This is a genomic window from Methanobacterium congolense (assembly GCF_900095295.1).
In the GTDB taxonomy this organism is placed as follows: Archaea; Methanobacteriota; Methanobacteria; order Methanobacteriales; family Methanobacteriaceae; genus Methanobacterium_C; species Methanobacterium_C congolense.
On sequence record NZ_LT607756.1, the window covers coordinates 1,786,313 to 1,812,500 of the forward strand.

The following is a 26,188-nucleotide window of genomic DNA, read 5'->3' on the forward strand; positions in this document are numbered from 1 at the left end:
TTATATTTTTAAAATAATATTCTGATAATTTTTAAAAAATACAGATGCATTCACCTAATGCATTTAAAATAAGATTCATTAGATGTAATCTAGTGTTAAATCCGTTTTTTAGTTATAACAGTGCATTAATGATGTAATAAGTGAGTTAATGATGAAAATGTTCTGTCCAAAATGTGGAAGGGAAGATGAAGATCTTTTTAAGGGCCTGTGCAAATCCTGTTTTCTTAAGGAATTTCAGATGGTGAAGCCAAGCAATGAAATGGAATTCACAGTATGCGCCCACTGCGGTTCAATCTTAAGCCATGGAAAATGGTACGATTCAGAGTTAAGAGATGAAGAACTCGTTGAAAAGACCCTGGTTGAAAATATTGATGCAAATGAGCTTGTGAAAGATCTGGAAGTGATACCTGAAATCCTCACAGTCAGGGGATCCATATTCGACTGCATGATCCATGTGGAGGGGGAGGTTCTAGGTGAAACTCTCGTTGAAGAGCATGCTGTTGAGGTTAAAAGGAACAGAACCATGTGTCCAGACTGCAGTAAATTTGCATCAGGCTACTACGAATCTGTGATCCAGATAAGGGCGGATAAAAGGGTTCCAGGTGATGAGGAGATCCATGCCATTGATGATATCGTCAGAAACAGAACCCGCAAACTTTCAGAGAAGAACAGGATGGCCTACATAGCTGAGGTTATGACCCTGAAGGAGGGAGTGGATTATTATGTTGGCTCTTACAAGGCCGCCCGGAGCATTACAAATGCCATCAAGGATGTTTTCGGTGGTGTTGTAAAGGAGTCCCCTAAGATCGCAGGGCGGAACAAATCCACGGGAAAGGATCTCTATAGAATATGGATATCCCTGCGTCTTGCAGCCTTTAAGAAGGGCGATTTTATAGGTTATGGCACAAATATCGGTAGAGTTTCAGGTTTTGATGGTAACAAAGTTTTCATGAAGGACTTGGATTCACACAAAACTTCATCTGTGAGCTGGAGGGATTACGATAAAATCGAACTACTTGCAGGTGAATATGACGTTAAAAAGACAACTGTAACCTCTAAAACTCCAAGAACAATCCAGATATTACATCCAGAAACCTACGAACCTGTGGATATTGATCTGCACGAGGGGATCTCAGACCTTGAGATTGGGGTAGAGGTGGATGTTGTTGAGATAAATGGAAAACTTTACATATTATATTGAATGCACCCCGTGCAATGAAATGTATTGATATTAAATGTGATCAGACCCAACTTACTTATAAAAAAGATGTTGTTATAAAAATGTTGAGTGATCTGATCATTTGATTATTATTCAGGAATTACATTAAAAACAGGATTAAGCATAATTAAGAGTTAAAATTGATATTACAATTGAAATTGTAATTTTTTTATCTTTCGGTGATACAGATGGATACAGATTCAAAGATTGAAATGATAAAGAAGGGAACACTCGAAGTCATAACAGAAGAAGAACTCAGGGAAAAAATTGAAACTGGAAAAACAACAGCGTACATAGGCTACGAACCCTCGGGTAAGATACACCTTGGCCATGCAATTACCGTTAAAAAGATGATAGATCTGCAGAGGGCAGGTTTTAAGGTTAAAATTCTTCTTGCAGACCTGCACGCCTACCTCAATGGAAAGGGAACCATGGAAGAAATTAAGGAAATATCCAAGTACAACATCGAATGTTTCAAGGCACTTGGACTCTCAGAGGACACTGAATTCATCATAGGCTCTGAGTTTGGGAGGAACATGGATTACACCCATAAAATATACGAACTAGCAATTATAACAAGTTTAGCCCGAGCTAAAAGAAGTATGGCTCAGATCACAAGGGACAGTGAGGATCATAAGGTTGCAGAGGTTATTTACCCAATAATGCAGGCCATTGATATGGTTTTTCTAGAGACAGATGTTGCAGTTGGTGGTATGGAGCAGCGTAAGATCCACATGCTTGCAAGGGAAAACCTGCCCAAAATGGGAATCAAAGCACCTGTATGCATACACACTCCTCTTCTTCATGGAACAGATGGTTCGGATAAAATGTCCTCGAGTAAGAACAACTTCATAGCTGTGGATGATGAACCTGAAGTTATAATGAAGAAGATACAGAAAAGCTTCTGTCCACAAGGTCAGGTTGAGGACAACCCTGTTATAGAGATAGCTGAACATTTCATATTCCCTGAAATGGACACGTTAATTATTAAAAGGCCGGAGAAATTTGGTGGAAATCTTGAATTGAACCATGAAGAGCTTTTAGAACTTTACGGCGCAGGCGAACTTCACCCCCTGGACCTTAAAAATGGAGTTGCAGAGGGTTTGATTGAAGTTTTAGAGCCGGTACGTGAATATTTTAAATCAAATTAATCAATGATTATTTAATTCCGTTGATAAACAGTGGGATAAACATTTTGAAGGTGAATGATATGGCAGAAGAGAAATATGATCTGAGAATTCCCCCGGGAATCATTGTTGATGAACTTTCAGAAACCATTGCAAGTTACGATGTGGAGGTTGCCTACACTGCAGGAGGAATGATCGTGCGGGGTGAACTGGAGAAACTTGAGAGATTGAGCCAGGAAACTGCCAGGATGCGAATTCCATTGGGAATAAACCAGCGAGAACTCGCAGATGCCATAACAGAGTACGAACTTGAACTGGAACACACGGACTTCGGACCTGTACTCATTGGTAGCATAGTCAAGCTTGATGAGGCAAGCAGATCCATAGTGGATTCCCTGAATGAAAGAATAAGTAAGTTTGAAGAAGAGTGAAAGCTCTTTTTTTAACTGAAAATTTAACCTCTATTTTTCTTATTTTTAAGGATATAACCAGACATGATTAAGAAATATAACTAGGACATATCTGCTGTTTTTTAATGATAAAAGTTCATGCTAAAAATTCTTTTATAAACAACAGGCTTTTTTTCATTGTTTCCCAACAGAGTGTAGATAAATAAAAAGATTGAAAAAAATATCTTTAAATTAAAGAATAGCTTAGTTTTCCTTTGAACTTCCCTCTAATTTTCAAGTTCAAGCCATTTAAGGGATTCCTCTGCAACTTCATCAGCTATGTCCTCTATGAGATCCTGGTCGCTCCATGTGCACTCGGCTGGATCCGTGCAGAATGTGAAGTCCCCATCATGGTTCTCGTGCAGAACATCCCATGTATCTGCATTTCGAAGTTCCCAGTACCATGCATATGATTCCACACCTTCTCCATCATCATAAAATCCTTCGTTCTTTTTATAACCTACTATGAGAACGTTTTCTTTAATGTAGATATGTTTTTCCCATTTATCTTCGTTTCCTGGAATTTTTTCAATTTCTGTGTCTATTATCTGCTCTACGAGTTTATCCAAATCCATAAAAGGCCCCCATGGATCGATTCAACACATGGATCACAGTTAATATTTTATTTAAAATCATACTTAAGGGTTTCATGGGGACAGTTTCTTCATGAAAAAATTATTCAAAAAAAAATAAACGTTTCAAAGATAGGTGTACGATCCATCAGATGCACATTCCAAGTTTAGGGGCTAAAACATGTTTTATATCATCATGAACCTTATTTATACCATTATCAGCATTTACAATGAAGAATCCTTCTTTTTCTGCAAGTTCCAGGTATCTGGTACGGGTTCTACTTAAAAACTTCAGGTCTTCAAAGCTGTCACTGCCTTTACAGCGGGTCATGGCTGTTTCAGGGTCGAGATCCAGAAGTAATGTAACGTCAGGTTTTCTTGCAAATTTGTTTATCTCCCCGATCCATTCTGGACCGTCCTGGTAAACCATGCTTGAGTAGAAACATCTATCACTTACAACCACCCTGCCTTCAGATTCTGCTTGGGCTATTTTCTCCATGAGTATTGTTCTGTCTGCTGCAAAGAGCAGGGCGAGTGTCCTCTGAAAATTTTCATCTGTTGCACCAGGATCCTGGAGCATTTCCCTTATGAGCCGCCCCACCTTAGAATCTGTGGGTTCAAATATCCTGAAAACCTGAATTCCACATTTTTTAAGCCATTTTTCAATCATTGCTGTGTGGGTTGATTTTCCTGATCCATCTATTCCTTCAAGGCACACGTACATTCTGAATTCTCCAAATAACAGTATTCTCAATCATGTATAGGTTTATCCCGGGATAGTTAATTTTTTTAATTTTTTTAGGTAATCCCTCAGATATTATTTTAAAAATTACTATTTTTTAAAAATTTTAAATAAGTTTGAAACTCCAAGTGTTTACGGTCTTGACTTTTTATATCCCCTCAGGAATTTAAAAAGATTGGGATTCAAATTCCAGAACATGACCCGATGATGAGCGTTTAGATATTCCTTATTACTCACATTAAAAAGCAAATACTCTTATACATAGAGTAACTACTAAAGTTTATGGTTGCAAGTGACATAATTGGCTTATTGTTTGTATACGGCTACGTGGCCATTTTACTAGTGGTATCAGAGAAGGTACTTCACAGATATCCTAACTTCAGCAGAAAATTCCTCCACATCATGGTTGGAAACATACTCTTCATCTTACCACTTTTCACAAGCCGTTACATAATCACGTTTTTTGCTGCAGCCCCATTCATACTTTTAACATTTCTTATAAGCCCACACTCCCCGTTGAAACTGAGAAACAGGGTTTCAAATTCTGGCCATGGTATGGGTCTTGTTTACTACGCCATATCATGGACAGTTCTTGCCTACATCTTCTTTGGACAACCATGGATCGTTGCTGTGGGTATAGCTGCAATGTCCTACGGTGATGGTGTGGCTTCACTGGTTGGTGGGAAAATTGGAAGACACAAGTACAATGTTTTCGGTGATGAAAAGAGCTATGAGGGATCCATTGCCATGTTCATTGTTCTCATGGTCATGCTGTCAGTTGTTCTGGTTTACTACTCTGTACCATTAAACTTGATGGTTGTTGCCGCCGTTGCATTTACTGCAACAGTCTTTGAAGGAATAACACCCAAGGGACTGGACAACCTCACAGCTTGCTTCTCTGCAGTTGGTGTTTACCTTTTAATGGGAGTGATCTGAGTGCGCTTCATAGTTGTTGATGGACTTGACGGCTCTGGAAAAACAACCCACGCCGAACTAATCCAGAGGAAGTACCTTGAAAAGGGCAAAAAGGTCGTGCTGAGAAGCCACCCATCGGATGACACCAAGTACGGGCAGAAAGCTAAGAAAGCTCTTCTTGGAAGGGGAAAATGGAACAAAACCAAAGCCACTATTTACTACGCCATGGACGTTATAAAGTCTGTGCGAACAGGTTACGGTGGAGTTGAAACCCTCATATTTGTCAGGTACCTTATGGGGGTGGCCTATCTTCCCCTACCACTTGCAAAGATTCTTTACTGGGTTTTAACTGCCTTCCTCCCCACCTCGGATTACATGTTCTTCCTGGATCTCACACCTGAAGAATCCCTGCACCGGATGGAGGACAGGGATGCAGAGGAGATGTTCGAAAACTTGGAGGATCTCATGAAGGTCCGAAGGAAAGCTTTATCACTGACGAATGGATGGCACGTTATAGATACGTCTGGAACCATTGAAGAAGTTCATGAGAAGATCAACAGGGTGCTTGAGGGTTTGGAGGATTAAAAATCAAAACTGAATTTTCTATCTAAAAATCTTAATCTAGATACCAATCTAAATCATCTATCTAACTCTTCTTTTTTTAACGTTTAACTAAAATTTTATTAAAACGAAAAACAATTTTTTATAAAGTTTCATTTATTGCAGTGTAATGATCATTTTTTATCAATAGTAGTTTTATCCATATCAGAAGGTGCACGAATTGGTAGAAAAAGAGCAAACAGGTTGGCTAACCATTATAATCATAACTCTATCCCTTTTCACCATTGTTATCGATAAAACCTTCATGAACGTTGCCATCAGCACCCTTATAAGGGATCTACACACTAACATTGGAACCATACAAATAATCATTGCTGTTTACGCCCTTATAATGGCTTCACTCATGCTCTTTGGGGGAAAGCTCCAGAAAGTTCTGGGAAGGAGAAGAACCTTCGTAACCGGGGCTTCGATATACGGCTTGGGAACCATTGTGCTGCACTCAGCATAAACAGCACAATGCTCTTCATTGGATGGTCAGTTCTTGAGGGTGTGGGTGCAGCCCTAATGATACCAGCTTCAACTTCCATAGTAACTGGAAGCTACGAAGGTGAGAGAAGGGTTTTTGCCCTGGGAATAACGAGCTCAATGGCCATGATTTCTACAGTGACCTATCTCTTATCAATTAGAACTCTATTTTCCATTTACAACTTCAGATTCCCCTAAGTTGGTTGGGTCTGCCTTATCATTTATTATAACAATAATCACCAATACTAAAGCAATTATTGATGTTACTGCTCCGAACAGGAACAAATTAGAAAAGGATTGACTTAAGTTTCCCATTCCGCTTGTGGCATTGACCAAAAAGCAGGCTCCAATTACTGGTGCGACGGTAGAACCAACACCTTTAAAAGTATTTAATATTCCAACACCTGTTGCTTCTTCTTCTTTTGGCATGAAAGACATCATAAGAAGCTGGAATGCACTCCATGTGAAACCCACACCCACGCCTATTATTGCTAAGCAGATTGCCAATCCGGTTGAATCCGTGACAAAATATGACAAACCGAAAAGTCCTGCGATTAGGAGGGGTGATCCTAACAATAGCATACGTTTAGATCCAAATTTATCTAAAAGGAATCCACCTAGTATTGCGGTTATACATACTGCCACAGAAAGTGGGGTCAACACAGTACCACTGTCCTGTACATTCAGATTTAGTACGGTCTGGGCGAATGTTGGCACGTATGTAAATGCCATAAACGTACCAATCCCTGATAACAGAATTGCGAAGTTGAGTGATAGAATTTTAGGCTTTTTTAACACAGCCATATCTAATATTGGTTTTACTACACGTTTTTCGTATGCAATGAGTGCAACGAATAGGACCGCAGCAGCTATAAGTAGTGGGAACACAGTTACATCTGTAAATGGTGCGCTTTCCAGTCCTATAATACCTAGCAACATTGAGGCTATTGTTCCTACAAGTAACGCTGATCCAATGTAGTCAATATGTTGATCTTGATCCCCATAGGTTTCTTTGAACTTGAAAGCTAGGAGGATTGCCATGATTCCCAGTGGAATGTTGATATAGAATACCGTTCTCCAACCAAAATTTTGGATCAAGAAACCACCTATGTTTGGCCCTACAATGGTGGCAATGGATGACATTGCCATGAGTATACCCATTGTTTTTCCTTTTTGATTTTCAGGGGCAGAATCATTCATACTGGATAAGGCCGAAGGCAGAACAATACCTGCACCTATACCCTGTAAACCCATGGAAGCTATTAAGGAATATATATCCCATGATAAGCTGGCTGTAATTGATCCTATGACGAAGGTGGCCACACCAATGATGTATAATTTTTTTCGGCCGAATACATCAGATAATTTGCCTGCCAGTGCCATAATTGCTGTCATGAACAACATGTAGATCGTTAGAGTCCATGTTGCCCAATTAAGTGAGGTGTGCAGGTCTGCAATTATAGTTGGTAGTGCAGGCACGAATATATAGGCATCCATGGCTGTCATGAATACACCTAAAGCAAGGACTATCATCACATAAATTGTGGATGACCCTAAACCCTTTTTATTCTCTATTGTTTTGTTAATATTTTCGCTCATTTTTATCTCCTTTCATGACAAAATTAAAGCCCCTGAGAGTTTACGCATAGGGTTTTTCCCATTTAATCACCATTATAATATGAATAGTAAAAAATAGATCAATTAAAACCATTTAATGCTTTTTAAATTCTCAGACAAGACTTGATTTTGAAATTTGAGTGTATTTTAATCTTCCAAAAAAACAATTCAATTAGTTGTTAAATACATTACAACTAAGGTAATATTTTCTGCTATTTATATTTTTTGGAATTAGTTGTTAGATATATAACAACTAATAACTTTAAATATCACAGCTCATACAAAATTTATACAGTAATTCATTACCTAACAACAAAAGGCAGGAGATCTTATATGGATAAAATTCCTCATGAACTAATTAAATCATTGATGGACCTCGGACTTCTTGAATCTGAGGCAAAAATATACATAACCCTCGCAATGATGAATAATTCCGAAGTCAAAACGCTTATAGAATTTTTAGGTCTATCAAAACCAAATACATACGAAAGTCTTCGTCTTCTAGAAGAAAAGGGGCTTGTGTCTTTAATCAATACCAGACCCATGGCATATCAAGCATTACCTCCAGATATAGGGTTGGAAGTTTTATTAAAAACGCATGTTGATGCAAAAGAAAAAGCAAAAAAGATTTTTTCAATTATGGATAAAGAAAAATTCGTGCCCAAATCTTCTGAGGCATTATGGACTGTTTTCAATGGAGAAAGCATAAATTATAAGATTAAAGACATGATTCAAAATGCTAAAGAGAGCATATTCATGATATCCTCCCCCAAATACATTAAATATCTTGAAAATGCAGATACAAATTTAAAGTTTGACATAGTCCTATTCTCAGAGACACCCTCCTTTGAAACGTTAAAAGAACATTTTAAAGATAAAAAAGGCAATTTTAAGGTTGTAAATGAAGAGGATATGCTTAACATCGTTGCATCATCTAAAACAAAGGATCAAAAACAATTCGAAATATATAAAGAAGCTTTGTTAATGGTTGAATACAGAAATATGATAATGTTAGCCATAGATGATGAAGAGGTATTATACATGCCCCCCATGTCTACAGACTCACTCACAGCCATCAATACAAAAAATAAGGCAATGACGATACTTATGAAAATTGGGCTCAGTGACATTACAAAGCAGTTATGAAAATAATCCAGATAACAACATGAAAACACAGCTCCCCCCAATACAAGTAGAATTACCCATTATGAATTAATTTAAACAGAAAAAGTAAGAAATAAAAATAGAAAAGTGACCTATTCAAGCTACTTCCCTTGGGAACTCTTCCCTTCCCCTCCTTGGTTCCAGGCCCCTTTCAAGTTTCTGGGTTATGTTTTCATAGTTCCTCATGAGTTCTGGAGTTATTGAGGGTCCTATCTTTTTCATTGCCTCTTCAAAGTGCTTGGGAGAAACTTCCTTGTTTTCTATGTTGTCATGAAGTGCAAGCATGCCTGCTTTCCTACACAAAGCAGATATATCTGCGCCAGAGTAACCATTTGTCCTTTTAGCCAGTTCTTGGATATTCACCGCACTATCAAGGGACATTCCATCCGTATGCACCTTGAATATTTCCAGCCTGGAACTTTCATCTGGTGGAGGTACCAGAATTATTTCATCGAACCTTCCAGGTCGCAAAAGTGCGGAATCGAGAAGATCCGGCCTGTTAGTTGCCCCAAGAACAACAACACCCTTCAACTCTTCCAATCCATCCATTTCAGACAGTAATGTGTTCACCATACGTTCAACCACACGTGGTTCTCCAATTCCAGTACCCCTCATGGCTGCAAGGGCATCCAGCTCATCGAAGAACACTATACATGGTGATGCCTGTTTGGCCTTGTTAAATATCTCAGATATCTTTCTCTCTGATTCACCGAACCACTTACTGAGCACCTCTGATCCCTTGACGCTGATGAAGTTGGCCTTGGACTCTGTGGCCACAGCTTTTGATAACATGGTTTTACCAGTGCCTGGAGGTCCGAATAGAAGTATTCCTTTGGGTGGTTCGATTCCAATGGTTTTGAAGGCATCTGGGTACTTCAGGGGCCACTCCACAACCTCTTTTAGGGACTGTTTGAGTTCATTCAATCCCCCTATATCCTTCCAGTGAACGTTTGGTACCTCTATGAAAACCTCACGAAGCGCTGAAGGATTTATGAATTTCAGGGCGTCAAGAAAATCATACCTGGTTACGAAGAGCTTTTCCAATATTTCCTTGGAAATTGTCTGTTCTTCAAGGTCTATATCTGGCAGAACCCTCCTAAGTGCATTCATGGCAGTTTCACGGCAGAGAGCAGCTAGATCTGCCCCTACGAATCCATGGGTGATCTCAGAGAATTCACTGAGGTGCACGTCATCATCAAGGGGCATGCCCCTGGTGTGGATCTGCAGTATCTCACATCTACCATCTTTATCTGGAACTCGAAGCCCTATTTCCCTGTCAAATCTTCCAGGTCTTCTGAGTGCTGGGTCCAGGGCATCTGGTCTGTTGGTTGCCCCCACAACTATGACCTTACCCCTCTCTTTGAGTCCATCCATCAGGGAAAGTATCTGGGCTACAACCCTCCTTTCCACTTCTCCTGTGACTTCTTCCCTTCGGGGTGCTATGGCATCGATCTCATCTATGAATATTATTGAGGGTGCACTGTCCTCTGCTTCCTGGAAAAAATCTCTTATTCTTTTTTCAGCTTCACCAACATATTTACTCATGATTTCTGGACCGTTTATTGCCATGAAATTGGCATCACTCTCATTAGCAAGTGCCTTGGCAAGTAAGGTTTTTCCTGTACCTGGAGGGCCATGTAGAAGAACACCCTTAGGTGGGTCAATACCCAATCTATCGAATATCTCAGGATGACGAAGGGGAAGTTCCACCATCTCCCTAACCCTCGATATTTCTCCTTTCATTCCCCCAACATCTTCATAAGTAACATCTGGAATCTTTTTTTCGATGATCTCCACAGACTCGGGCCTGACCTCGATTTCAGTGATTTCAGTGATTCTAACGATACCGGCCGGGCTGGTTGATACAACAACGAATTTTATTTCTCCCAGTGAAAATGGTGTTGATGCCTCAAAAAACTCGCTGAATATGCTTTCAACACTTGGAAATTCTTTGTAGGTTTCCCTTGTTCTTCTGGGAGATACCAGGGTTAGTACATCTCCCTGAGAAACAGCCCTTCCAATGAGATTTTTCTTGAGCATCTCCCCAGGGGCCATTATCCGTATACCCTTTACTGCAGGGGCCAGAACAACTTTTTTTGCTTCTTTGAGCTCAGTTTTTCTTACCGTTACCATTTCACCTATGGAAGTTCCTGCATTCGACCTTGTAAGACCATCCATCCGCACTATTTCAAGACCAACATCTGTGAGATATGCTTCTCCAACTATAGCCCCAGTTACTCTTTTTCCCATTATTTCAACAAGACCTCCAGGTACAACTCCAATTTTACCCATTAAAATCTTATCAATTCTCACAATGCCTTTCCCAACGTCTTGCTGTAAGGCTTCAGCAACCTTTAACTCAAGTTCACCGTTTTCAGGCACTAAAATCCCCCCATGCATATGAAAATAAAAAAAGAGTGCTGTTACTAAATATGTTTATAAATTGGTATAAAATTTTGTGAGAAGCATTGAAATTCAGTTCTAAAGGAAAACTAACACAAAATACAGTCAAAATTAATCTATTTTATCTTGAAAATCTTAGAATAACTTTTATTTCATTGAACAAATCATTATTATATTAAAAGAAGTCCTGTTCATCCTATTCAATTGAAGATATTGATTGTAAAAATATTGATTGATAAATATTAGATCGATGAATCTTTTATTAAAATTGATTTAATTAAGATTAATTTAAATAGATAAAAAAAGTAATTTAAAAATTTAAACCCATTCACCGTAATATACCCTGAAGTGGAAGATAAAAAGGTTGAGGAAAGAGGGTAAAAACCATTCCTGTTAAACTATTCTAACATCAAACAGTTTTAACTGTGTATCTCAATTTAATCTTCTTCCCCTGGTTTTGATCTCGTGTCCTTCAGCACCTCAAGCTCATGGACATAGGTTTCACCCCTTAAAGCAGATAGTACTGCTGCTGTGGCCGTGAATACAGCCCCTATGTAAAATGACATGTGGAGTGCTGGTACAAATGCTCCTGCAAGGGTTGATGGGAACCATGTTGTGCCTGTGAGTGTTGCAAGCGTGCTGTGTGGTATTGCTGCTGAGAAACTTGCAGGTAATCCTGCCAGTATTGTACTGACTGGGTTGTATCCAAGGAATGCTGAGAACAGCGCTCCTGTTGGCGGGATGTTTGAAAGTACTGGTGCAAGCTGTACCGCACCTATACTTGCAAGTGATGATGTCATTGCATCTGGGAAGCGCTGTGTTATTCCCACAATAACTATGGTGAAGAATATTGCCATACTTGCTGTGAAAGCTGTGTTCATCATGGTCATCATCATTCCAGATGCCACTCCACGTTCCTGTGCTGGTACAGAGTTCATTATGGATGCACTGTTTGGTGATGAAAACATTCCACTTCCAAGACCCATGAGGAACAGGGTCAATCCGAATTCAAGGTAGTTGAAGGTGTAGGGCATGGATGCAAGGATGAGGAATCCAACGGTGTTTATGAGCATACCTGCAGTTGCAATCCACCTTGGCCCGTACTTGTCTGAAAGCCATCCTGCAGTGGGCCCCATGATCATGACCCCAATTGTAAGGGGCAGCATATATATTCCTGCCCAGAACGGTGTTGATTCATAGCTGTAACCATGGAGAGGTAGCCAGATACCCTGAAGCAAGAGTATGAGCATAAACATCATTCCTCCACGTCCCAGTGAGTTCAGGAGTCCGGCCACATTTGCGTAGGTGAACATTTTCACCTTAAAAAGGTCAAGTCGGAACATTGGATCTTCAACCTTGGTTTCAACCCAGAGGAAAAGTGCCATGAATACAACCCCAAGTACCATGGACACTACAACCCATGGGTTGTTCCATCCCATTGGATCGTTTCCATAGGGCATTAGGCCGTATGTTACACCCAGGAGTAGGAGTGTGATTCCAAGTATGAAGGTCAGGTTTCCCCAAACATCGATTTTTGCATCTGGTGACCTGATGGATGTTTCCTTGAGTTTGAAGGTGGACATTAATGTTCCAAGGACTGCAAATGGTACACTCACAAGGAATACATATCTCCAGTCGTACACTGCAAGCACACCTCCAAGTATGAGCCCTATGAACTGACCAGACATGAAAGCCACCATGTGGATACCAAGGGCCCTTCCACGTTCATTTGGCGGGAATGCATCTGTGAGTATTGCGGAGCTGTTAGCCATGAACATGGCACTTCCAATTGCCTGCAGTATCCTGAAGGCTATGATCTCAATGGCACCAGCATCTCCAGTTGAGGGAGTCAGATAGAGAAGTACGGATCCTACCGTGAATATCAAAAATCCAAGCCTGAAGAGTTTAACCCTTCCATAAATATCTGAAAGCCTTCCAAAACTTAAAAGAAGGGTGGCAGTCACAAGACCGTATCCCATGAGTATCCACAGAAGGTACTGAAAGGATGTCATTGGATCTATGTGGATTCCATTGAAGATTGCAGGAAGTGATATTAAGGTTATACTACCGTTTATACTTCCCATAAGTGCTGCTATAATAACGTTCAATAATGCTATCCATTTATAGTCAATTCCTCGATTTTTATTCTGTTTTTGACCAGTAACAGTTACACTCAAGTTTTAATCACCTCTGATTGTTAAAATAAACTCTTAAAATTTGTTTTTAAAATTTTTTAAATAATTTTTTTAAAATATTTTATATCCAGAATAGGGATCTATTTAAAAACGTCCGGAGATTTAAAAACGTCCAGAGCAACTTTTCAATTAACGATTAAATCCTAAAATAGATATAAAAAACTTTAATTATTAAAAACAAATTTTAATAAAAGATTTAAAGCCGGAAAACATACCATATACCCTTAAGATTCTTTTCTGATTTCTTCAGAAACCCTCTGAACTTGTTCTTGTATCTGAATCTGTTATGTATCTGAAATGATTCCCATTTCTATTCTATCGTTTATCCGATACACTATTTAAATATATCGGTGATCCGATACTGAGGTTTCTTGTGGAACATAATTTTATATATCGATTTTCCAATATCATTTAACCATGAAGTGTTCCGCCAACATGAAGGGTTACCTCTCATTTTTAATACTATGGATTCTACACCAGAAAGGAATGAAGGGATCCGAAATCAGAACAGAGTTCGAAAAAAGGAAAGGTAAAAAGCCCAGTCCCGGAACTATCTACCCTGCATTGAAGGAACTGAGGGAAAGGGGATGGATAAGGGTGGATGAACATAAAACCTACTTTTTAACAGAGGAAGGTGAGGAACGACTTAAAGTAGGGTGTAAGTCCTTCTGTCAAACATTCTACGATGTTGAGGACATGTTCGATTTTTGTAAATGATCAAAGTCATCTTTCAGTTTAGAAGGTTCAACTGATTTTTAGTGATGATTTTTAATGGATCATGCTAAAATTCAATTGCTCATTAAGTGAGATGAAATCAACAAAGAAATCCATACGTATCCCAGAATAATTTATCCTAAAATAACCTATCCTAAATCTTTGATTATCTTTTAGCCCCGTTCTGAAGTATATCCTTGACCCTGGCATTCAAGTTATCAGCGTAGTGAAGTGCCACTGCCTCGGGAGTTTTTGGGTCTACTGTAGAACCCCAACCATTGCTAACATCACCGTGGTGGCTCAGTATCATGTGCAGGAGCCTGTCTGAGATATCTTCAGATATTTCAAGGGTATTTATCTTCTCCTTCACCATATCTGAGGATATGAAGATGTGATCCAGAAGTTTTCCCTTCTCTGAGAAGTCTATATGGGTCAGATCGTATTTGTAGGTGTGTATCTTTCCAATGTCATGGAGCATGACACCAGTGCAGAGCATATCCCTGTCAAGTTCTGGGAAAAGTTCGCAAAGTGTCATTGAAATCTTTAAAACTTCTACTGTATGGTCCAAAAGTCCTCCAATGTAGTTGTGGTGGTGAAATTTGGCTGCAGGGGCTGTGTAAAATTTTTCTGCAAAATCCTTGTCACAGAAGAAGGATCTTAGAAGTTTTTTGAGTTCAGGGCTTTCTATGCTCTTTATGAGTTTGCGCACCTCATTCACGAGTTCTTCCTTGTCCCTTTGGGATGCCACAATGAAGTCATCAAGGTCATAATCTCCCTCGGATAAGCCCACTATACTGTTGATTATTATGTTGAAGTTTTTAGAGTCCCTTGGAAATTCATTAACGTTTCCCTCCACTCTGCAGACGGTACCAACATCTATTGATTCCAGAATATTTTCAGCATTCTCATCAAACATCATTGCCTTTATTCGCCCGGTTCTATCTGATAATGTCAAATTCATGTAGTAACGTCCGTTTCTGGATTTTTTGAGGTACTTATTCACAACAACAAACATGGAGTTGATGCTGCAGATTTCATTCAGATTTTCAACCAGATCACTTTCTAACTTCTTTGTCAAACCAATATCCCCTGCTTATTTTTCACTATTAAAAAGTTAAAATCCTAAAATTTTATTAAAATCCTTTGTTAAAATCCTAAAATTCCTGCCAGGAATGGTGAACCCAATGCAAATGCCAGGAAGGTTATTCCCATTCCTATTTTAAGCCTTTTGGATACCTTTGCTGTGTTTTCAACTGAAGTATCTTTCAATATGGAAACTGCACAGCTCAAAAATACAATTATCGCCACCAGAAGCACCATTAAGTATAGTAAGTTGAATATTCCCATGAAGTAAAGAACAGGACTTGTTAAGCTCGCAAATACCATGAAAAAAGCTGCAAGTATGGATGATGCCTTTTTTCCATGGGTTATTGGTAGTGTGGTTGCTCCTTCCTCCTTGTCTCCCTCAACATCCTCCATGTCCTTAACTATTTCCCTTGCAATGGTCATTAAGAAGGCGTAGAACCCTAAAACTATTGATACATAGATATGTCCCACAACAATTCCTCCAAACACAAAGCAGAGCCCTGTTAGGAAGGATATGCTGAAGTTCCCAATTAAACATTTTCTTTTAAGGCTGTAAGCATACCATATCATGAGTAATGAACTTAAAAGAACTATTATTCCGGGTATAGCACCTATATAAAATCCTGTTGCTGTTGCAACTATGAAAAGTGCTGCAGAGTATATTCCTGCATTTTTAAGGGATATTCTGCCTGATGGAATGGGCCTCTGTGGTTTGTTTATGGCATCGATTTTGTGGTCGAAGTAATCGTTCACAGCATTTCCTGCCCCTGTTGCCATGAAAACAGCTAAAGCTGCTAAAAGAACGTTAAGGTTAAAATCTCCATTAACAAGTGCCACCAAAAAAATTGCTATAACTGCCATTAAGGCATTTCCAGGTCTTAATATTTCTAAATACGCATTCATGTATTCACCGTTAACTGTTAAACTTCAATGATTTTTTTTTATTAAATTTTTGATTGAACAATAAATTTGATTGAATAAAATAATTGGAATATGAAACTACCTATCTTATAACTACTGAATTCACTGACTTCTAATGAATCCATTGACCTTGAAAAATTGAGAAAATTCCGTGAAGAATTCATAGGTTCATGTGTATTTGTGTGTTAGATGTAAGTTTTGTTACAGCGGTTGATAAGTTTTGTAGTATCCTTATAGTTATAATCCTTGATAGTTATAATAGATAGTCTTTACAGAAACTTACAACAAGCGATACTTATGATAAATATTTTCAATCCCCAGGGACATACCGGGATTTGGTTCAAATATCCCTAACTTCAATGAAAAGGACACGTTTTTATGGCTCAAAAATCATCTGAAACTGTTTTACCTGAACTCCTTGCACCTGCTGGCTCCATGGATGCTCTTAGGGCAGCAGTTAATGCGGGTGCAGATGCTGTTTACCTTGCAGGCAGACGTTTTGGTGCAAGGCACTACGCATCAAACTTCCAAGATACTGAACTAAAGGAAGCATTGGACTACGCACATTTAAATGGTGTGAAGGTTTACGTCACAGTCAACACACTTATAAAGGACTCCGAACTTGATTCTGTTGCAGTTTACCTCCTCTGGCTCTACGAGATTGGGGTTGACGCAGTTATAATTCAGGATCTTGGTGTTGCATCCCTTGTAATGGAGATGGTGCCGGATCTGGAAATGCACGCCTCAACCCAAATGACCATCCACAGTCTTGAGGGTGTTGAATGGGCCAGAGACTTTGGATTTAAAAGGGTGATACTCTCAAGGGAGGTGAAGCTCCGTGAGATAAGAAAAATCCTGAAGAAAACTGCAGAAAGCATTGAAGTTGAGGTCTTTGGTCATGGCGCTCTCTGCTACTCCTACTCAGGACAGTGCCTCATGTCCTCCTTCATTGGAGGGAGAAGTGGTAACAGGGGCATGTGCGCCCAGCCATGCAGAAAACCTTACCATCTGGTTCATGGAGATAGGGATGAACATGGAATTCCATCAAAACTGAGTAAAGTGAATCTGGAAGAGAAGTATCTGCTCTCCACCAGGGATCTGTCAGTTTACAGACATCTCCATGAACTGGTGGAAAGTGGAGTTCACTCCATCAAAATAGAAGGCAGAATGAGGTCTCCAGAGTACGTTGCAGTCGTGGTGGATATCTACAGAAGGGCTCTTGATGCCATTGCAGATGGGGAATGGTTGCCCCAGGATGAAGATGTTTCCAATCTGAAACTTGCCTTTAACAGAGGATTTACAAAGGGTTACCTCATGGATACAGGTTTCAAATCGGTTATGGGGCGGAGTAAACCTGGTAACCGAGGTCTTTACATTGGAGACGTGGTTGGTTACAAAGCAAAGAGCAGGGAAGCCATAGTCAAGGTGATGAATGTCATGATTCCCCAAAGGGGTGATGGTATTGTTTTTAAGGGAAAATATGCTGGCGAAAGGGACTATGGAATGGTTTTAAATGAGGATGTGAAGGTTCTAGGTAGGTACGGGAAAACTAAAAAAGGCAAATCAAAACAGGTTAAAATAGCCCTAAATGTTAACAAACCATTGAAAGAAGGTTATAAACTATTTATAACCCGTAGAAAAGATTTAATGGATTCTGCAGATTCTCTGATCCACAAGGTTTACCCTCATCCCATTCCAGTTGACATGAAGATCCATTGGGATGAGGATCGTGCTGCACATTTAACATGCGAATTTCGTGTTAATGGAATTGAAAGAAGTGTTGAATATGTTTCTCCATTCAAATTTGAAAAAGCCATTAAAAAACCACTGGAAACTTCACAGATAAAAAAGCAGCTCAGAAAAACTGGAGGAACTCCCTTTAAAATCAAAAAACTGGACATAAGTTATCCTGGAGATCTGTTTGCACCAGTAAGTAAGTTGAACCAGTTACGAAGGGATGTTCTGACGGAAGTAGAGAAAACAGTGCTTGGGTCATTTAAAACCCCAGAAAGGGATTTAGAAGCTGCAAAAAATCGTTACCATAACCTGAAATCAAATTTAACTGGTAACTTAGATGAAAAAAGGTTTGAGGTTGAAGAAGGTGATACATCCTTTCCTTTCTTATCCATTTACATCAACAATGCTGAAGCCATTGATGCAGCATGCAAAGCTGGTTGTAAATGCATTTACCTGGAACCCAACACAGGAATAACCTGCAGTGAAAAAGATTATGAAAATTATTTCAAAGATGTTTCAGATGTGCTGAAAGATGCATGTAAACTCTGCAGGAGCTACGAAGTGGATTTGATTTGGAAGTGGCCCAACATCATCCCTGAAGGTTACATTAACCATGCTCTGCCCATCATCAATGAATTAACGGCAGATAAAAGGTTAAATTTATCAGGAGTTATGGTTGATGATGTCGGGACTGCAAAATCTCTTAAAAATATGTTTGAAGACCTGAAGATCTTTGGATCCATGGGGATCAACCTCTGGAACCATCGCAGCGCACGAGAAATCTCAGAAACATTTGATGCTGTAACCTTGTCCCCTGAACTTTCAGGCGAAGAGATCTTTGATCTTGTTAGAAGCTTTGCTCCCCTTAGAAAATCAGAACACAAAGGGGTAAAACTGTCTCTGGAACTCATGGTTCAGGGAAATCTTGAGGTTATGACAACTGAAGACTGTATCCCCTGTTTACTAAAACCTGAAAAAAAAATTGAAACACCTAATTTTAAAGAAATTCAAAGGGAATTTTTGGGTATCAAAGATGTTAAGAATCGTGTTTTTCCAGTTAGATGGGACTGCAGCCTGAAAACCCATATCCTGAATTCTGTTGAACTCTGTCTCTTGGATCACCTTCCACAGATCATCAACATGGGAATGGACTCCGTTGCAATTGATGCACGTGGAAAACCCCCAGAGTATGCAGAAATTATGGTTTCAGCATACGTTGATGCACTTGAATCCTGTAAAAAACCTAAAAGTAAAGGTGAATTAAAAAAGAAACTCAACATGATTAAAAGTGATGTTAAAAAGTTTTCAGCAGGCGGTATAACCACTGGAAACTTTATAAGAGGAGTTAAAATCTGAAATAGATGATATTATTATTTTATTTATAAAAAAGTTCATTTTAAAGATTTATAAAAAAAATAAAAGAATGAAAAAGAAGAGTTGAGTTATCCTAAAGTTATCCTGAAGTTTTATTTTGGCCTAAAGGTTTTATCGATCTTCTAAAGGGGAAGGTTCAACCATTGGAACACACCAATCATTTTCAGTGCAATGTAAATCATCAAAGCAGCATATATATACTTTAACTCTTTTTCAGGGATTTTATGAGATGCCTTGACACCTAACTGGGCTGTTGGAATGCTTGTAATTGAAAGGGCAAGAAACTGAACCATGTTTATGTATCCAACGGAGTACTGGGGAAGACCAGGTGTGTTCATTCCTGTGAAGATGTAGGTTAATATTCCACCCACTGCTGTGAATATTATCACGGCAGAAGACGTTCCAACAGCTTTATGAGCTCCAAATCCCATTAAGATAATCAATATTGGGACTATGAGTATTCCACCACCTATTCCAAGAAGACCCGAAGATATTCCTGCTAAAAATCCCCAAAAAATGTAGGAATAAAACTTGATTTCATTCTTCTCAGTTTTGAGTTTATCTGAGGAGGGATTTGAAGCTAACATCCATAAGGCTGCACCTAGCGCCAGAAAACCAAATAAAAATCTTAAAATAGTTTCTGGTGCATGGGATGATATGATTGCCCCTGTAACCGCCCCTGTGAAGCCTGCAATCCCCATGAATAGTGCAGGGCGATGCATAACGTATCCTTTGCGACTGTGCCCTATTGCACCGCTTAACGCCGTTGGTAAAATAACCGCTAAACTTGTTCCGAATGCTACCCTTATTGCAATGGTTGGATCAACTCCCATGGATGTCAGGAGGAAGAACTGAACTGGTACCATTATAAAACCGCCACCAACACCGAAAAGTCCAGATAAAAATCCAACAAAAAGGCCTGTGATAATGAGTATTGTGATGTAAACTAAAAATTCCATGCTTTTATTTTAACCGTGGGATTTATCTAATTTTTGCATATTGAAATATCTCATTTCTTGAGCACCTCCATTTTCAAGGCCTTCAGTGAATATAAAAAATTGAAATTAAATGAAAATTGAAATTAACTTCCAATCAAGACCCACAGGGTGTTTTAAGCTGAAAAATGAACATTCGTTGTTTTCATAGTGATCATGTCTTTGTTTGCAGGATTAACAATGAGTTTAAGGACCATAAAACTCACAAATAACATTCAGATCAGTTCTTAAAACTTCTCACACGGTCTCTAAAACCATTTATACTTCCAAAGTAGATAGTATCCTAAAAATTGTTGAAAGTGGTTAAAAGGGAAATTTGAGGGATGTGAAATGGAAAAGGGATATGAAATAGCAAAATTCATTTTAAGAATGAAATTCCCCTAAATCCATGAAAAAAGGTGGTAAATTGGATCTCAAGGATATAAAGGGCATAGGAAACAGGATGGCAGATAAGATCATCAGCAGCTTCGGTGGAGAGGAAGAATTCACCAGGGCTGTTGAAAACTTTGAAGTGGACAGGATCACAAGTATAGATGGAATAAGCCAGCATAAGGCTGTGGAGATAGTTAATTCTGTTCTTGGAAATCCTACCGAAGATTTTCTGAAAACTGAAAGGGCTGTTCAGATATATGAAGATTTAACCCGTAAGATCCTTGACTTCGCCAGTACCAGCTACGCAAAAAACAGGATCCTCCTGATGAGCCCAACAAAGAACAAAGAGATCATCATGAAAAACCTTGGTTTTGTAATGAAGGCCAAGGATACTGTAAGCCATCTTCCACGAGATGAAATCTCAATACTCCTCAAGAAAATCCAGCCAATGGAAAATCCAAAGGTTGAGTACGATCCATCCCATGCAATTCTGGTTGAATCCAGGGAAGATTACCACAGAATGATGGAAATGGGTTTAAACAGTTACTGCCCCATAATAACCTCTGAAGAACTTGGAAGTCTTGAAGACTTTGAATTCATTGTTTACGTGTATTCTGAAGGTTTAATAGAACTTGAGGATGCATACAATGTTGCAATGGTCAGCAACGACTCTGAAATATTTGAGATCGTTCCGGAAACAACACTCACCTACTTCATGGATAACCATGATTTACTGGTCAACGTTTTGAAGATAAATGAGATTTTAGGTGAAGAATCTGTACTCCCGAGGGTTGTGGATGCTATGGATTCCCTTGGAATGGATGATTTTGATGAATCCGTCTTCACAGGTGCCGTTGAAACTGCCAAAGAAACAGCGGATAAAAGACTCAAAGAAGCCATAAAAAACGTTGATCTAAAGGGTGATGAAGTTTTAGACCTTTTAAATGAGGGAATGCCCGAGAAGATCCAGAAGATATTTGATGCTGTGATGAAGGATGCTAAAGCATATGTTAAAAATAAAACAGGATGTGCATTTGACCCATTCATCCAGAAGTACCCTGTTGAAATTGACTACACTGAACTTGAAAGGATAAAAAAACAGGAAACATCAAAAATGGAGGTTAAGGCCTTTGAAAAGAAGGTTAAAGCTGCAGAGGTGTTATCACAGCTTAAAAATGATGTTGAAGATGAAGTCCACAGGATCATTCTCTTTGACTATGAGTTTGCAGTGGGCTGTTTCGCATACTACTACAATCTTAACCCTCCTACAATAGGTGATGGATTCTCCTTCAGGGATGGTTTGCATCTGAACCTGGCACTGGAAGAAAATGTTCAGAGAATAAATTACAAACTGGATTACCCTGAAAATGTTGTTCTGCTTACTGGAGCCAACAGTGGAGGTAAAACCACTCTCCTTGAAACCATAGCCCAGATATCCATCATGACCCAGATGGGTCTGCCTGTGTGTGCAACTGAAGCCAGGGTTAAACTGGTTGATGAGGTTTACTTCTTCTCCAAAAAACATTCACTTGATGCTGGAGCATTTGAATCATTCCTCAGAACATTCATGCCAATTGTAACGAGAAAAACAGACAAACTCATACTCCTGGATGAACTTGAGGCAATAACTGAACTGGAAGCTGCAGTTAAGATCATATCAAGCTTCATGGACTTTGTAAGGGATTCAAATTCATTTGCGGTTATTGTAACCCACATGGCCCGGGAGATACTGAAGTACACAGATGTAAGGGTTGATGGTATTGAAGCCAAGGGACTGGACGAAGATTACAATCTTATGGTTGATAGAACACCTCGTATGAATTACTTTGCAAGGAGTACTCCTGAATTGATACTGCGCAGGATGTACGAGAAGTCTGATGGAAGTTTGAAGGATATTTACAGGCAGGTTCTTGAGAAGTTTTAGATCACAACGATCACCATGTGGAAGGTATAATAGTGTTGAGGTACAAGTAAAAAATCAGATGATCCGCTTCAAATCCATAAATATAAAATCGATACCATAGAAAGTGGATTTTAAAACCAGGAGGTTTAAAATGTCTGTTAATCAGCTTGAAACAACCCTTGAGGCTGTAACCAACACCATAGCACATCTTGAAAAAAGTGGAAACTGTGACCCTAAACTCCTAGAGGATCTTAAAAGGGAGAGAAAAAGGATACTGGAGGAACTCAACGTTCACTCAGGAGTATGAAGGAATACTAACAACCGTTTTAGGTACTAACAACAGTTTCAATCGTCAGAAACTCATTAAAAAAAACTCATAAAATTTAATAATTCGTATAATTTTTAAAAAAAACAAACTACTCAAGGATTCAAATGAAAGTAATCAAAGTAATGACAAGAATCTTTCTGAAACCTGAACTCCTCCAAGACACCATTTCCTTCTACGAGAACCTTTTTGGGGAAAAATGTGATGTTAGATTCAGGTATGAGGAATACAAGTTGGAACTTGCAGGAATAGGTTCTGTTCTTTTAATTTCAGGCCCTGATGAAATCCTTGAAAAATTTAAAAACACCAGTTTAACCATTCTCGTTGATTCTCTAAAGGAATTCCGGGATCATCTCACGGCTGAAGGTGCGGAGGTTATTGATGAAATAAAATCCGTTCCAACAGGGAGTAACATGAGGATTCGGCACCCTGAGGGCACTGTGGTTGAGTACGTGGAGTTTAAGACTTGAACATCCTCCCTTTCAAGGTGTTTAATTGTTTATTTTCAATTGTTATGGTACGTTCACGTTATTTTGATTTGAATAGATTTGAATTATGTTGGAATGAACCTGATTGAACTTGATTGAACTTGCATAAAAATAATTTAAATAAAAAAAAGAATTTTATTGGATTAAAACCTCGGGAAGAGGTTAATTAGTTTTTATTTACCCTCAAGTTCACCTATCTTAGTTGAAGGGAGTTTGAGTATAACGTAATCTCCAATGTGTTTTAGGTCATCTTTGGATAGCATGAACCGTTTCTTGCGGAATGCAGGACCTGCAGTGACTATCAACTGATTTATCAAACATCCCTCTGGTTCTATCATCACATCTTCGATTTTTCCAACTTCCATTGCATCTTCTGATAGAACAATCTTGCTCAGGAATTTTTTGTACTGGAACTCTGGTTTTATGAGGTTGTCCATCTTGTCTGAGGTTAGCTTCTCCTCAATTTCAGCATCATCCAGATCCACCTGCATGTAATCCCCAATACTTGATATTTCAGATTCTGTTACCTCGAAGTATTTTTTACTCAAGGTTGAACCTGTGGAGATAACCACCCTATCGAACAGACATTTTTTAAGGACTATGCTTATTTCAGCAACTTTACCAACTTCAACAGCCTTATTGTTTATCACGGTTTTTCCTATCAAATCGCTTGCTTTAATGATAACACCACCAATTTCTAATACAATTTATAATAACCATTTTAATTTTATGTTTTTAAGAGATATTATGTGTTTTGCGCATAACCTCCTCATTCTAGAATAAACTGAGTTTAATTGAAAAATATTATATCTAAACAGAAATAAAATTATTAATATAAATTTGGAGGTTTGTGTATGGTAAAGTGGAGTGCAGTGATCGTTGGATTTATATTGACCATCCTTCTTTCCTGGTTTTTTGGAACCATCAATACATACTGGGGTCCTAACCTCGGATTGTTCATAGCAGGGTTCATCGTAGGATTGATGGTTGGTAATGGTGTTTTAAATGGTGCGTGGAATGCAGCAGTTGCAGGTGCCTTTGGAACCATTGTACTGTCTGTTCTTTTCCTAATATTCGGTACAATAATTGCAGGCATACCTGGATTCATAACAGCTGCAGCTACAGGTTTAATAATGGTTTTAGTATCCCTGATCTATTCTTTGATACTCTGCGGAGTTGGTGGAGCCATTGGAGGGTTGCTAAGGGGTAAAACATGATACTGAAGTTTTAAACCCCTACTTTTTTAATTTTTAATTTTTTCAAAGTCGATTTTTACGTTGTTACCCAATTCAGATTCCAGATCCGTTTTAAATATCAAAGATATTTCAGAGCTGCTTTTAAGGAGGAAGTTGAACTCTGTTGATGCACTTTCAAGTTCAAGTGGGGGTTCATTAAGAGATGCAGCCTTCACAGCATCCACTATAGCCTTGATACTGTTTTCAAGCTGTTCTTCTATGCCTTCAAAAGAAGTTTTAGAAATGCCCTTTTTTGGTTCATGAGGTTCTGGAGGTTTAAACTTCAAAACTGTGGTTTGTAATGTTTCCTTTGAAATCTTTGAGCCAATCTTCAGCCCCTCCAGTACCGGGATCTGGAACTTGGCTTCAGCACCCAGTTCTCCAGTTGCCACGGTTTTCATGGTTAATTTCACGGTTTTTATCTTGATTTCAGATGAGTACATTTCATCCTGGAGTTTAAAAATCACCTTCTTTATCTTTTCCACAAGTTCTCCCAATGGAACTGTATTTTTAACAACCATGCTGTTATTATCGTTAAAGAATCCTCTGCACATTTAGTATTCCCCTCAACACCTTTTCATCAACTCATACTTACTTAACAGTGTTTCATAATATAAAATAAATTTGTAATAAATATTGTGGATGAGTATGAACAGATGGTGAGAACAAAGGAGTTATTGTATTTTTTTCTTTATTTGGCTTAAAAAGAGTGGTTTAAATTATAAAATTAAATATTAAAAAGGAAATTAATGATTTTCATATAATTTTTATGCTTATAAACTGGTTTTAGGTTTATAAAATGATTTTGTATTTAAAAGGGTTTATTTAAAAGAAGAATTTAAATCGTCATATTCACCAGAAGTAATGACAGTGATAAGTATGAATTTTGCCCACTCACTAACTCATTGGTTCATAGGTAGCTCACCCTTCCCTCCCCTAGCAACCCTCGTAGCGGGCAGTCTGTCCGGCGCTGGGTTTCTCCCATTCATCGAAGGCTCAGCCGACCTCGTGGAAGGACCGTAGGCACTGGTCTGTAAAGATATGACATTGAAAAGATGTTACATTCAGATATAGTACTTCGTAGGTTATAACCTTAACCCATTTATACACCATTTTTTAAGTATCCACGTTCAAAGATTTTCTATTTTCTCTAGGGATCTCAACTTTTAACAGGCCTTTTAAACACCTGGAATAATTTGAAGGGCTTTTTTGGTGGCTTACTGGGTTTTTCACCCTGATAAACTATTTTAACTTCGTATCCAATTGGTACCTCATCGAATTTACGGTCCAGAACAGTTGAACCAAAAACATAAACTTCACCTTCATCAGTTTCAAGGGTGTACTTGGTGCTTTTGTAGGGCCCTACATCACGCTCCTTTTCTATGTATCTGCCTGTGATTTCATCACCTGCGGCTTCAGGTCTCCAGATACTCTCTTCCGGATCCTTAACCTCTTCCCAATCATTCTTTTTCTTGTTTTTCATCTTTTCAACCATATTTAATCACCTTTATATGCCCTTAACTGGATCATGGGGTTTCAATTAGATGTA

General features: G+C 38.8%; 25 protein-coding genes. 14 read left to right on the forward strand and 11 right to left on the reverse strand.

The window, feature by feature from the left end:
• The first annotated feature begins 157 nt into the window (after window positions 1–157).
• From MCBB_RS08560 to MCBB_RS12295, 3 genes are all read left to right on the forward strand, one after another.
• Window positions 158–1,201: a 60S ribosomal export protein NMD3 gene (locus MCBB_RS08560; protein WP_084790020.1), complete on the forward strand. Its 1,044-nt coding sequence runs from the start codon at window positions 158–160 to the stop codon at window positions 1,199–1,201.
• Window positions 1,202–1,407: 206 nt separating this feature from the next.
• Window positions 1,408–2,370: a tyrosine--tRNA ligase gene (locus tag MCBB_RS08565; RefSeq protein WP_071907373.1), complete on the forward strand. Its 963-nt coding sequence runs from the start codon at window positions 1,408–1,410 to the stop codon at window positions 2,368–2,370.
• Window positions 2,371–2,429: 59 nt separating this feature from the next.
• Complete coding sequence (locus MCBB_RS12295) at window positions 2,430–2,777, forward strand: hypothetical protein (RefSeq protein WP_084789922.1); 348 nt, start codon at window positions 2,430–2,432, stop codon at window positions 2,775–2,777.
• 245 nt (window positions 2,778–3,022) lie between these two features.
• Here the strand turns inward: MCBB_RS12295 and MCBB_RS08575 are convergent, their stop codons facing one another.
• On the reverse strand, window positions 3,023–3,370 hold the full coding sequence (locus MCBB_RS08575) for a hypothetical protein (protein WP_071907374.1): 348 nt from the start codon (window positions 3,368–3,370) through the stop codon (window positions 3,023–3,025).
• Window positions 3,371–3,515: 145 nt separating this feature from the next.
• Window positions 3,516–4,091, reverse strand: a complete 576-nt coding sequence (tmk, locus tag MCBB_RS08580) for a dTMP kinase (protein WP_071907375.1) — start codon at window positions 4,089–4,091, stop codon at window positions 3,516–3,518.
• A gap of 300 nt (window positions 4,092–4,391) precedes the next feature.
• Here tmk and MCBB_RS08585 point away from each other — a divergent pair, with 300 nt between their 5' ends.
• From MCBB_RS08585 to MCBB_RS12305, 4 genes are all read left to right on the forward strand, one after another.
• Complete coding sequence (locus MCBB_RS08585; protein WP_071907376.1) at window positions 4,392–5,045, forward strand: diacylglycerol/polyprenol kinase family protein; 654 nt, start codon at window positions 4,392–4,394, stop codon at window positions 5,043–5,045.
• The gene (locus MCBB_RS08590; RefSeq protein WP_071907377.1) at window positions 5,046–5,609 is read left to right on the forward strand and encodes a nucleoside/nucleotide kinase family protein; all 564 of its coding nucleotides are present in this window, start codon (window positions 5,046–5,048) and stop codon (window positions 5,607–5,609) included.
• Between the two features lie 196 nt (window positions 5,610–5,805).
• Window positions 5,806–6,093 (forward strand): MFS transporter, encoded by a 288-nt coding sequence (locus MCBB_RS12300; protein WP_071907378.1) that lies wholly within the window; start codon window positions 5,806–5,808, stop codon window positions 6,091–6,093.
• An 8-nt stretch (window positions 6,094–6,101) separates the two neighbouring features.
• A complete protein-coding gene (locus tag MCBB_RS12305; protein ID WP_071907379.1) occupies window positions 6,102–6,308 on the forward strand; it encodes a hypothetical protein in 207 nt (68 codons plus the stop codon).
• Here the strand turns inward: MCBB_RS12305 and MCBB_RS08605 are convergent.
• A complete protein-coding gene (locus MCBB_RS08605) occupies window positions 6,276–7,709 on the reverse strand; it encodes an MFS transporter (protein WP_071907380.1) in 1,434 nt (477 codons plus the stop codon). The genes MCBB_RS12305 and MCBB_RS08605 overlap by 33 nt on opposite strands.
• A 351-nt stretch (window positions 7,710–8,060) precedes the next feature.
• On the opposite strand from MCBB_RS08605, the gene MCBB_RS08610 reads away from it, so the two are divergent.
• Window positions 8,061–8,873 carry a TrmB family transcriptional regulator gene (locus MCBB_RS08610; RefSeq protein ID WP_071907381.1) on the forward strand — a complete coding sequence of 271 codons (813 nt, stop codon included), beginning with the start codon at window positions 8,061–8,063 and terminating at the stop codon, window positions 8,871–8,873.
• A gap of 114 nt (window positions 8,874–8,987) precedes the next feature.
• On the opposite strand, the gene MCBB_RS08615 is transcribed toward MCBB_RS08610, so the two are convergent.
• Together MCBB_RS08615 and MCBB_RS08620 are read right to left on the reverse strand one after the other, a co-directional pair.
• Complete coding sequence (locus MCBB_RS08615; protein ID WP_071907382.1) at window positions 8,988–11,273, reverse strand: CDC48 family AAA ATPase; 2,286 nt, start codon at window positions 11,271–11,273, stop codon at window positions 8,988–8,990.
• 458 nt (window positions 11,274–11,731) lie between these two features.
• The gene (locus MCBB_RS08620) at window positions 11,732–13,471 is read right to left on the reverse strand and encodes an MFS transporter (RefSeq protein WP_269454990.1); all 1,740 of its coding nucleotides are present in this window, start codon (window positions 13,469–13,471) and stop codon (window positions 11,732–11,734) included.
• Window positions 13,472–13,906: 435 nt separating this feature from the next.
• On the opposite strand from MCBB_RS08620, the gene MCBB_RS08625 reads away from it, so the two are divergent.
• Window positions 13,907–14,206, forward strand: a complete 300-nt coding sequence (locus MCBB_RS08625) for a PadR family transcriptional regulator (RefSeq protein WP_071907383.1) — start codon at window positions 13,907–13,909, stop codon at window positions 14,204–14,206.
• A 163-nt stretch (window positions 14,207–14,369) separates the two neighbouring features.
• On the opposite strand, the gene MCBB_RS08630 is transcribed toward MCBB_RS08625, so the two are convergent.
• Entirely contained in the window at window positions 14,370–15,281 is a 912-nt protein-coding gene (locus MCBB_RS08630) for a 3'-5' exoribonuclease YhaM family protein (RefSeq protein WP_071907384.1), read from the reverse strand.
• Window positions 15,282–15,349: 68 nt separating this feature from the next.
• Window positions 15,350–16,192, reverse strand: coding sequence for a UbiA family prenyltransferase (locus MCBB_RS08635; protein ID WP_071907385.1), 843 nt, complete (start codon window positions 16,190–16,192; stop codon window positions 15,350–15,352).
• A gap of 396 nt (window positions 16,193–16,588) precedes the next feature.
• On the opposite strand from MCBB_RS08635, the gene MCBB_RS08640 reads away from it, so the two are divergent.
• Complete coding sequence (locus MCBB_RS08640) at window positions 16,589–19,303, forward strand: DUF3656 domain-containing U32 family peptidase (protein WP_071907386.1); 2,715 nt, start codon at window positions 16,589–16,591, stop codon at window positions 19,301–19,303.
• 140 nt (window positions 19,304–19,443) lie between these two features.
• Here the strand turns inward: MCBB_RS08640 and MCBB_RS08645 are convergent, their stop codons facing one another.
• Window positions 19,444–20,280, reverse strand: a complete 837-nt coding sequence (locus MCBB_RS08645) for a sulfite exporter TauE/SafE family protein (RefSeq protein ID WP_071907387.1) — start codon at window positions 20,278–20,280, stop codon at window positions 19,444–19,446.
• A gap of 424 nt (window positions 20,281–20,704) precedes the next feature.
• On the opposite strand from MCBB_RS08645, the gene MCBB_RS08650 reads away from it, so the two are divergent.
• The 3 genes from MCBB_RS08650 to MCBB_RS08655 all read left to right on the forward strand — a co-directional run bounded on the left by MCBB_RS08650 (window position 20,705) and on the right by MCBB_RS08655 (window position 23,386).
• Window positions 20,705–22,612, forward strand: a complete 1,908-nt coding sequence (locus tag MCBB_RS08650; RefSeq protein ID WP_071907388.1) for a MutS-related protein — start codon at window positions 20,705–20,707, stop codon at window positions 22,610–22,612.
• Between the two features lie 130 nt (window positions 22,613–22,742).
• Window positions 22,743–22,898: a hypothetical protein gene (locus MCBB_RS12145; protein ID WP_171899119.1), complete on the forward strand. Its 156-nt coding sequence runs from the start codon at window positions 22,743–22,745 to the stop codon at window positions 22,896–22,898.
• 143 nt (window positions 22,899–23,041) lie between these two features.
• Window positions 23,042–23,386: a VOC family protein gene (locus tag MCBB_RS08655; protein ID WP_197668938.1), complete on the forward strand. Its 345-nt coding sequence runs from the start codon at window positions 23,042–23,044 to the stop codon at window positions 23,384–23,386.
• A gap of 191 nt (window positions 23,387–23,577) precedes the next feature.
• Here the strand turns inward: MCBB_RS08655 and MCBB_RS08660 are convergent, their stop codons facing one another.
• A complete protein-coding gene (locus MCBB_RS08660) occupies window positions 23,578–24,111 on the reverse strand; it encodes a PRC-barrel domain-containing protein (RefSeq protein WP_331709807.1) in 534 nt (177 codons plus the stop codon).
• A gap of 147 nt (window positions 24,112–24,258) precedes the next feature.
• Here MCBB_RS08660 and MCBB_RS08665 point away from each other — a divergent pair, with 147 nt between their 5' ends.
• On the forward strand, window positions 24,259–24,621 hold the full coding sequence (locus MCBB_RS08665) for a DUF5518 domain-containing protein (RefSeq protein ID WP_071907391.1): 363 nt from the start codon (window positions 24,259–24,261) through the stop codon (window positions 24,619–24,621).
• 26 nt (window positions 24,622–24,647) lie between these two features.
• Here MCBB_RS08665 and MCBB_RS08670 read toward each other — a convergent pair whose 3' ends face one another.
• Entirely contained in the window at window positions 24,648–25,193 is a 546-nt protein-coding gene (locus tag MCBB_RS08670; protein ID WP_071907392.1) for a trypco2 family protein, read from the reverse strand.
• Window positions 25,194–25,798: 605 nt separating this feature from the next.
• Window positions 25,799–26,134: a hypothetical protein gene (locus MCBB_RS08675; protein WP_071907393.1), complete on the reverse strand. Its 336-nt coding sequence runs from the start codon at window positions 26,132–26,134 to the stop codon at window positions 25,799–25,801.
• Between the last annotated feature and the right edge of the window lie 54 nt (window positions 26,135–26,188).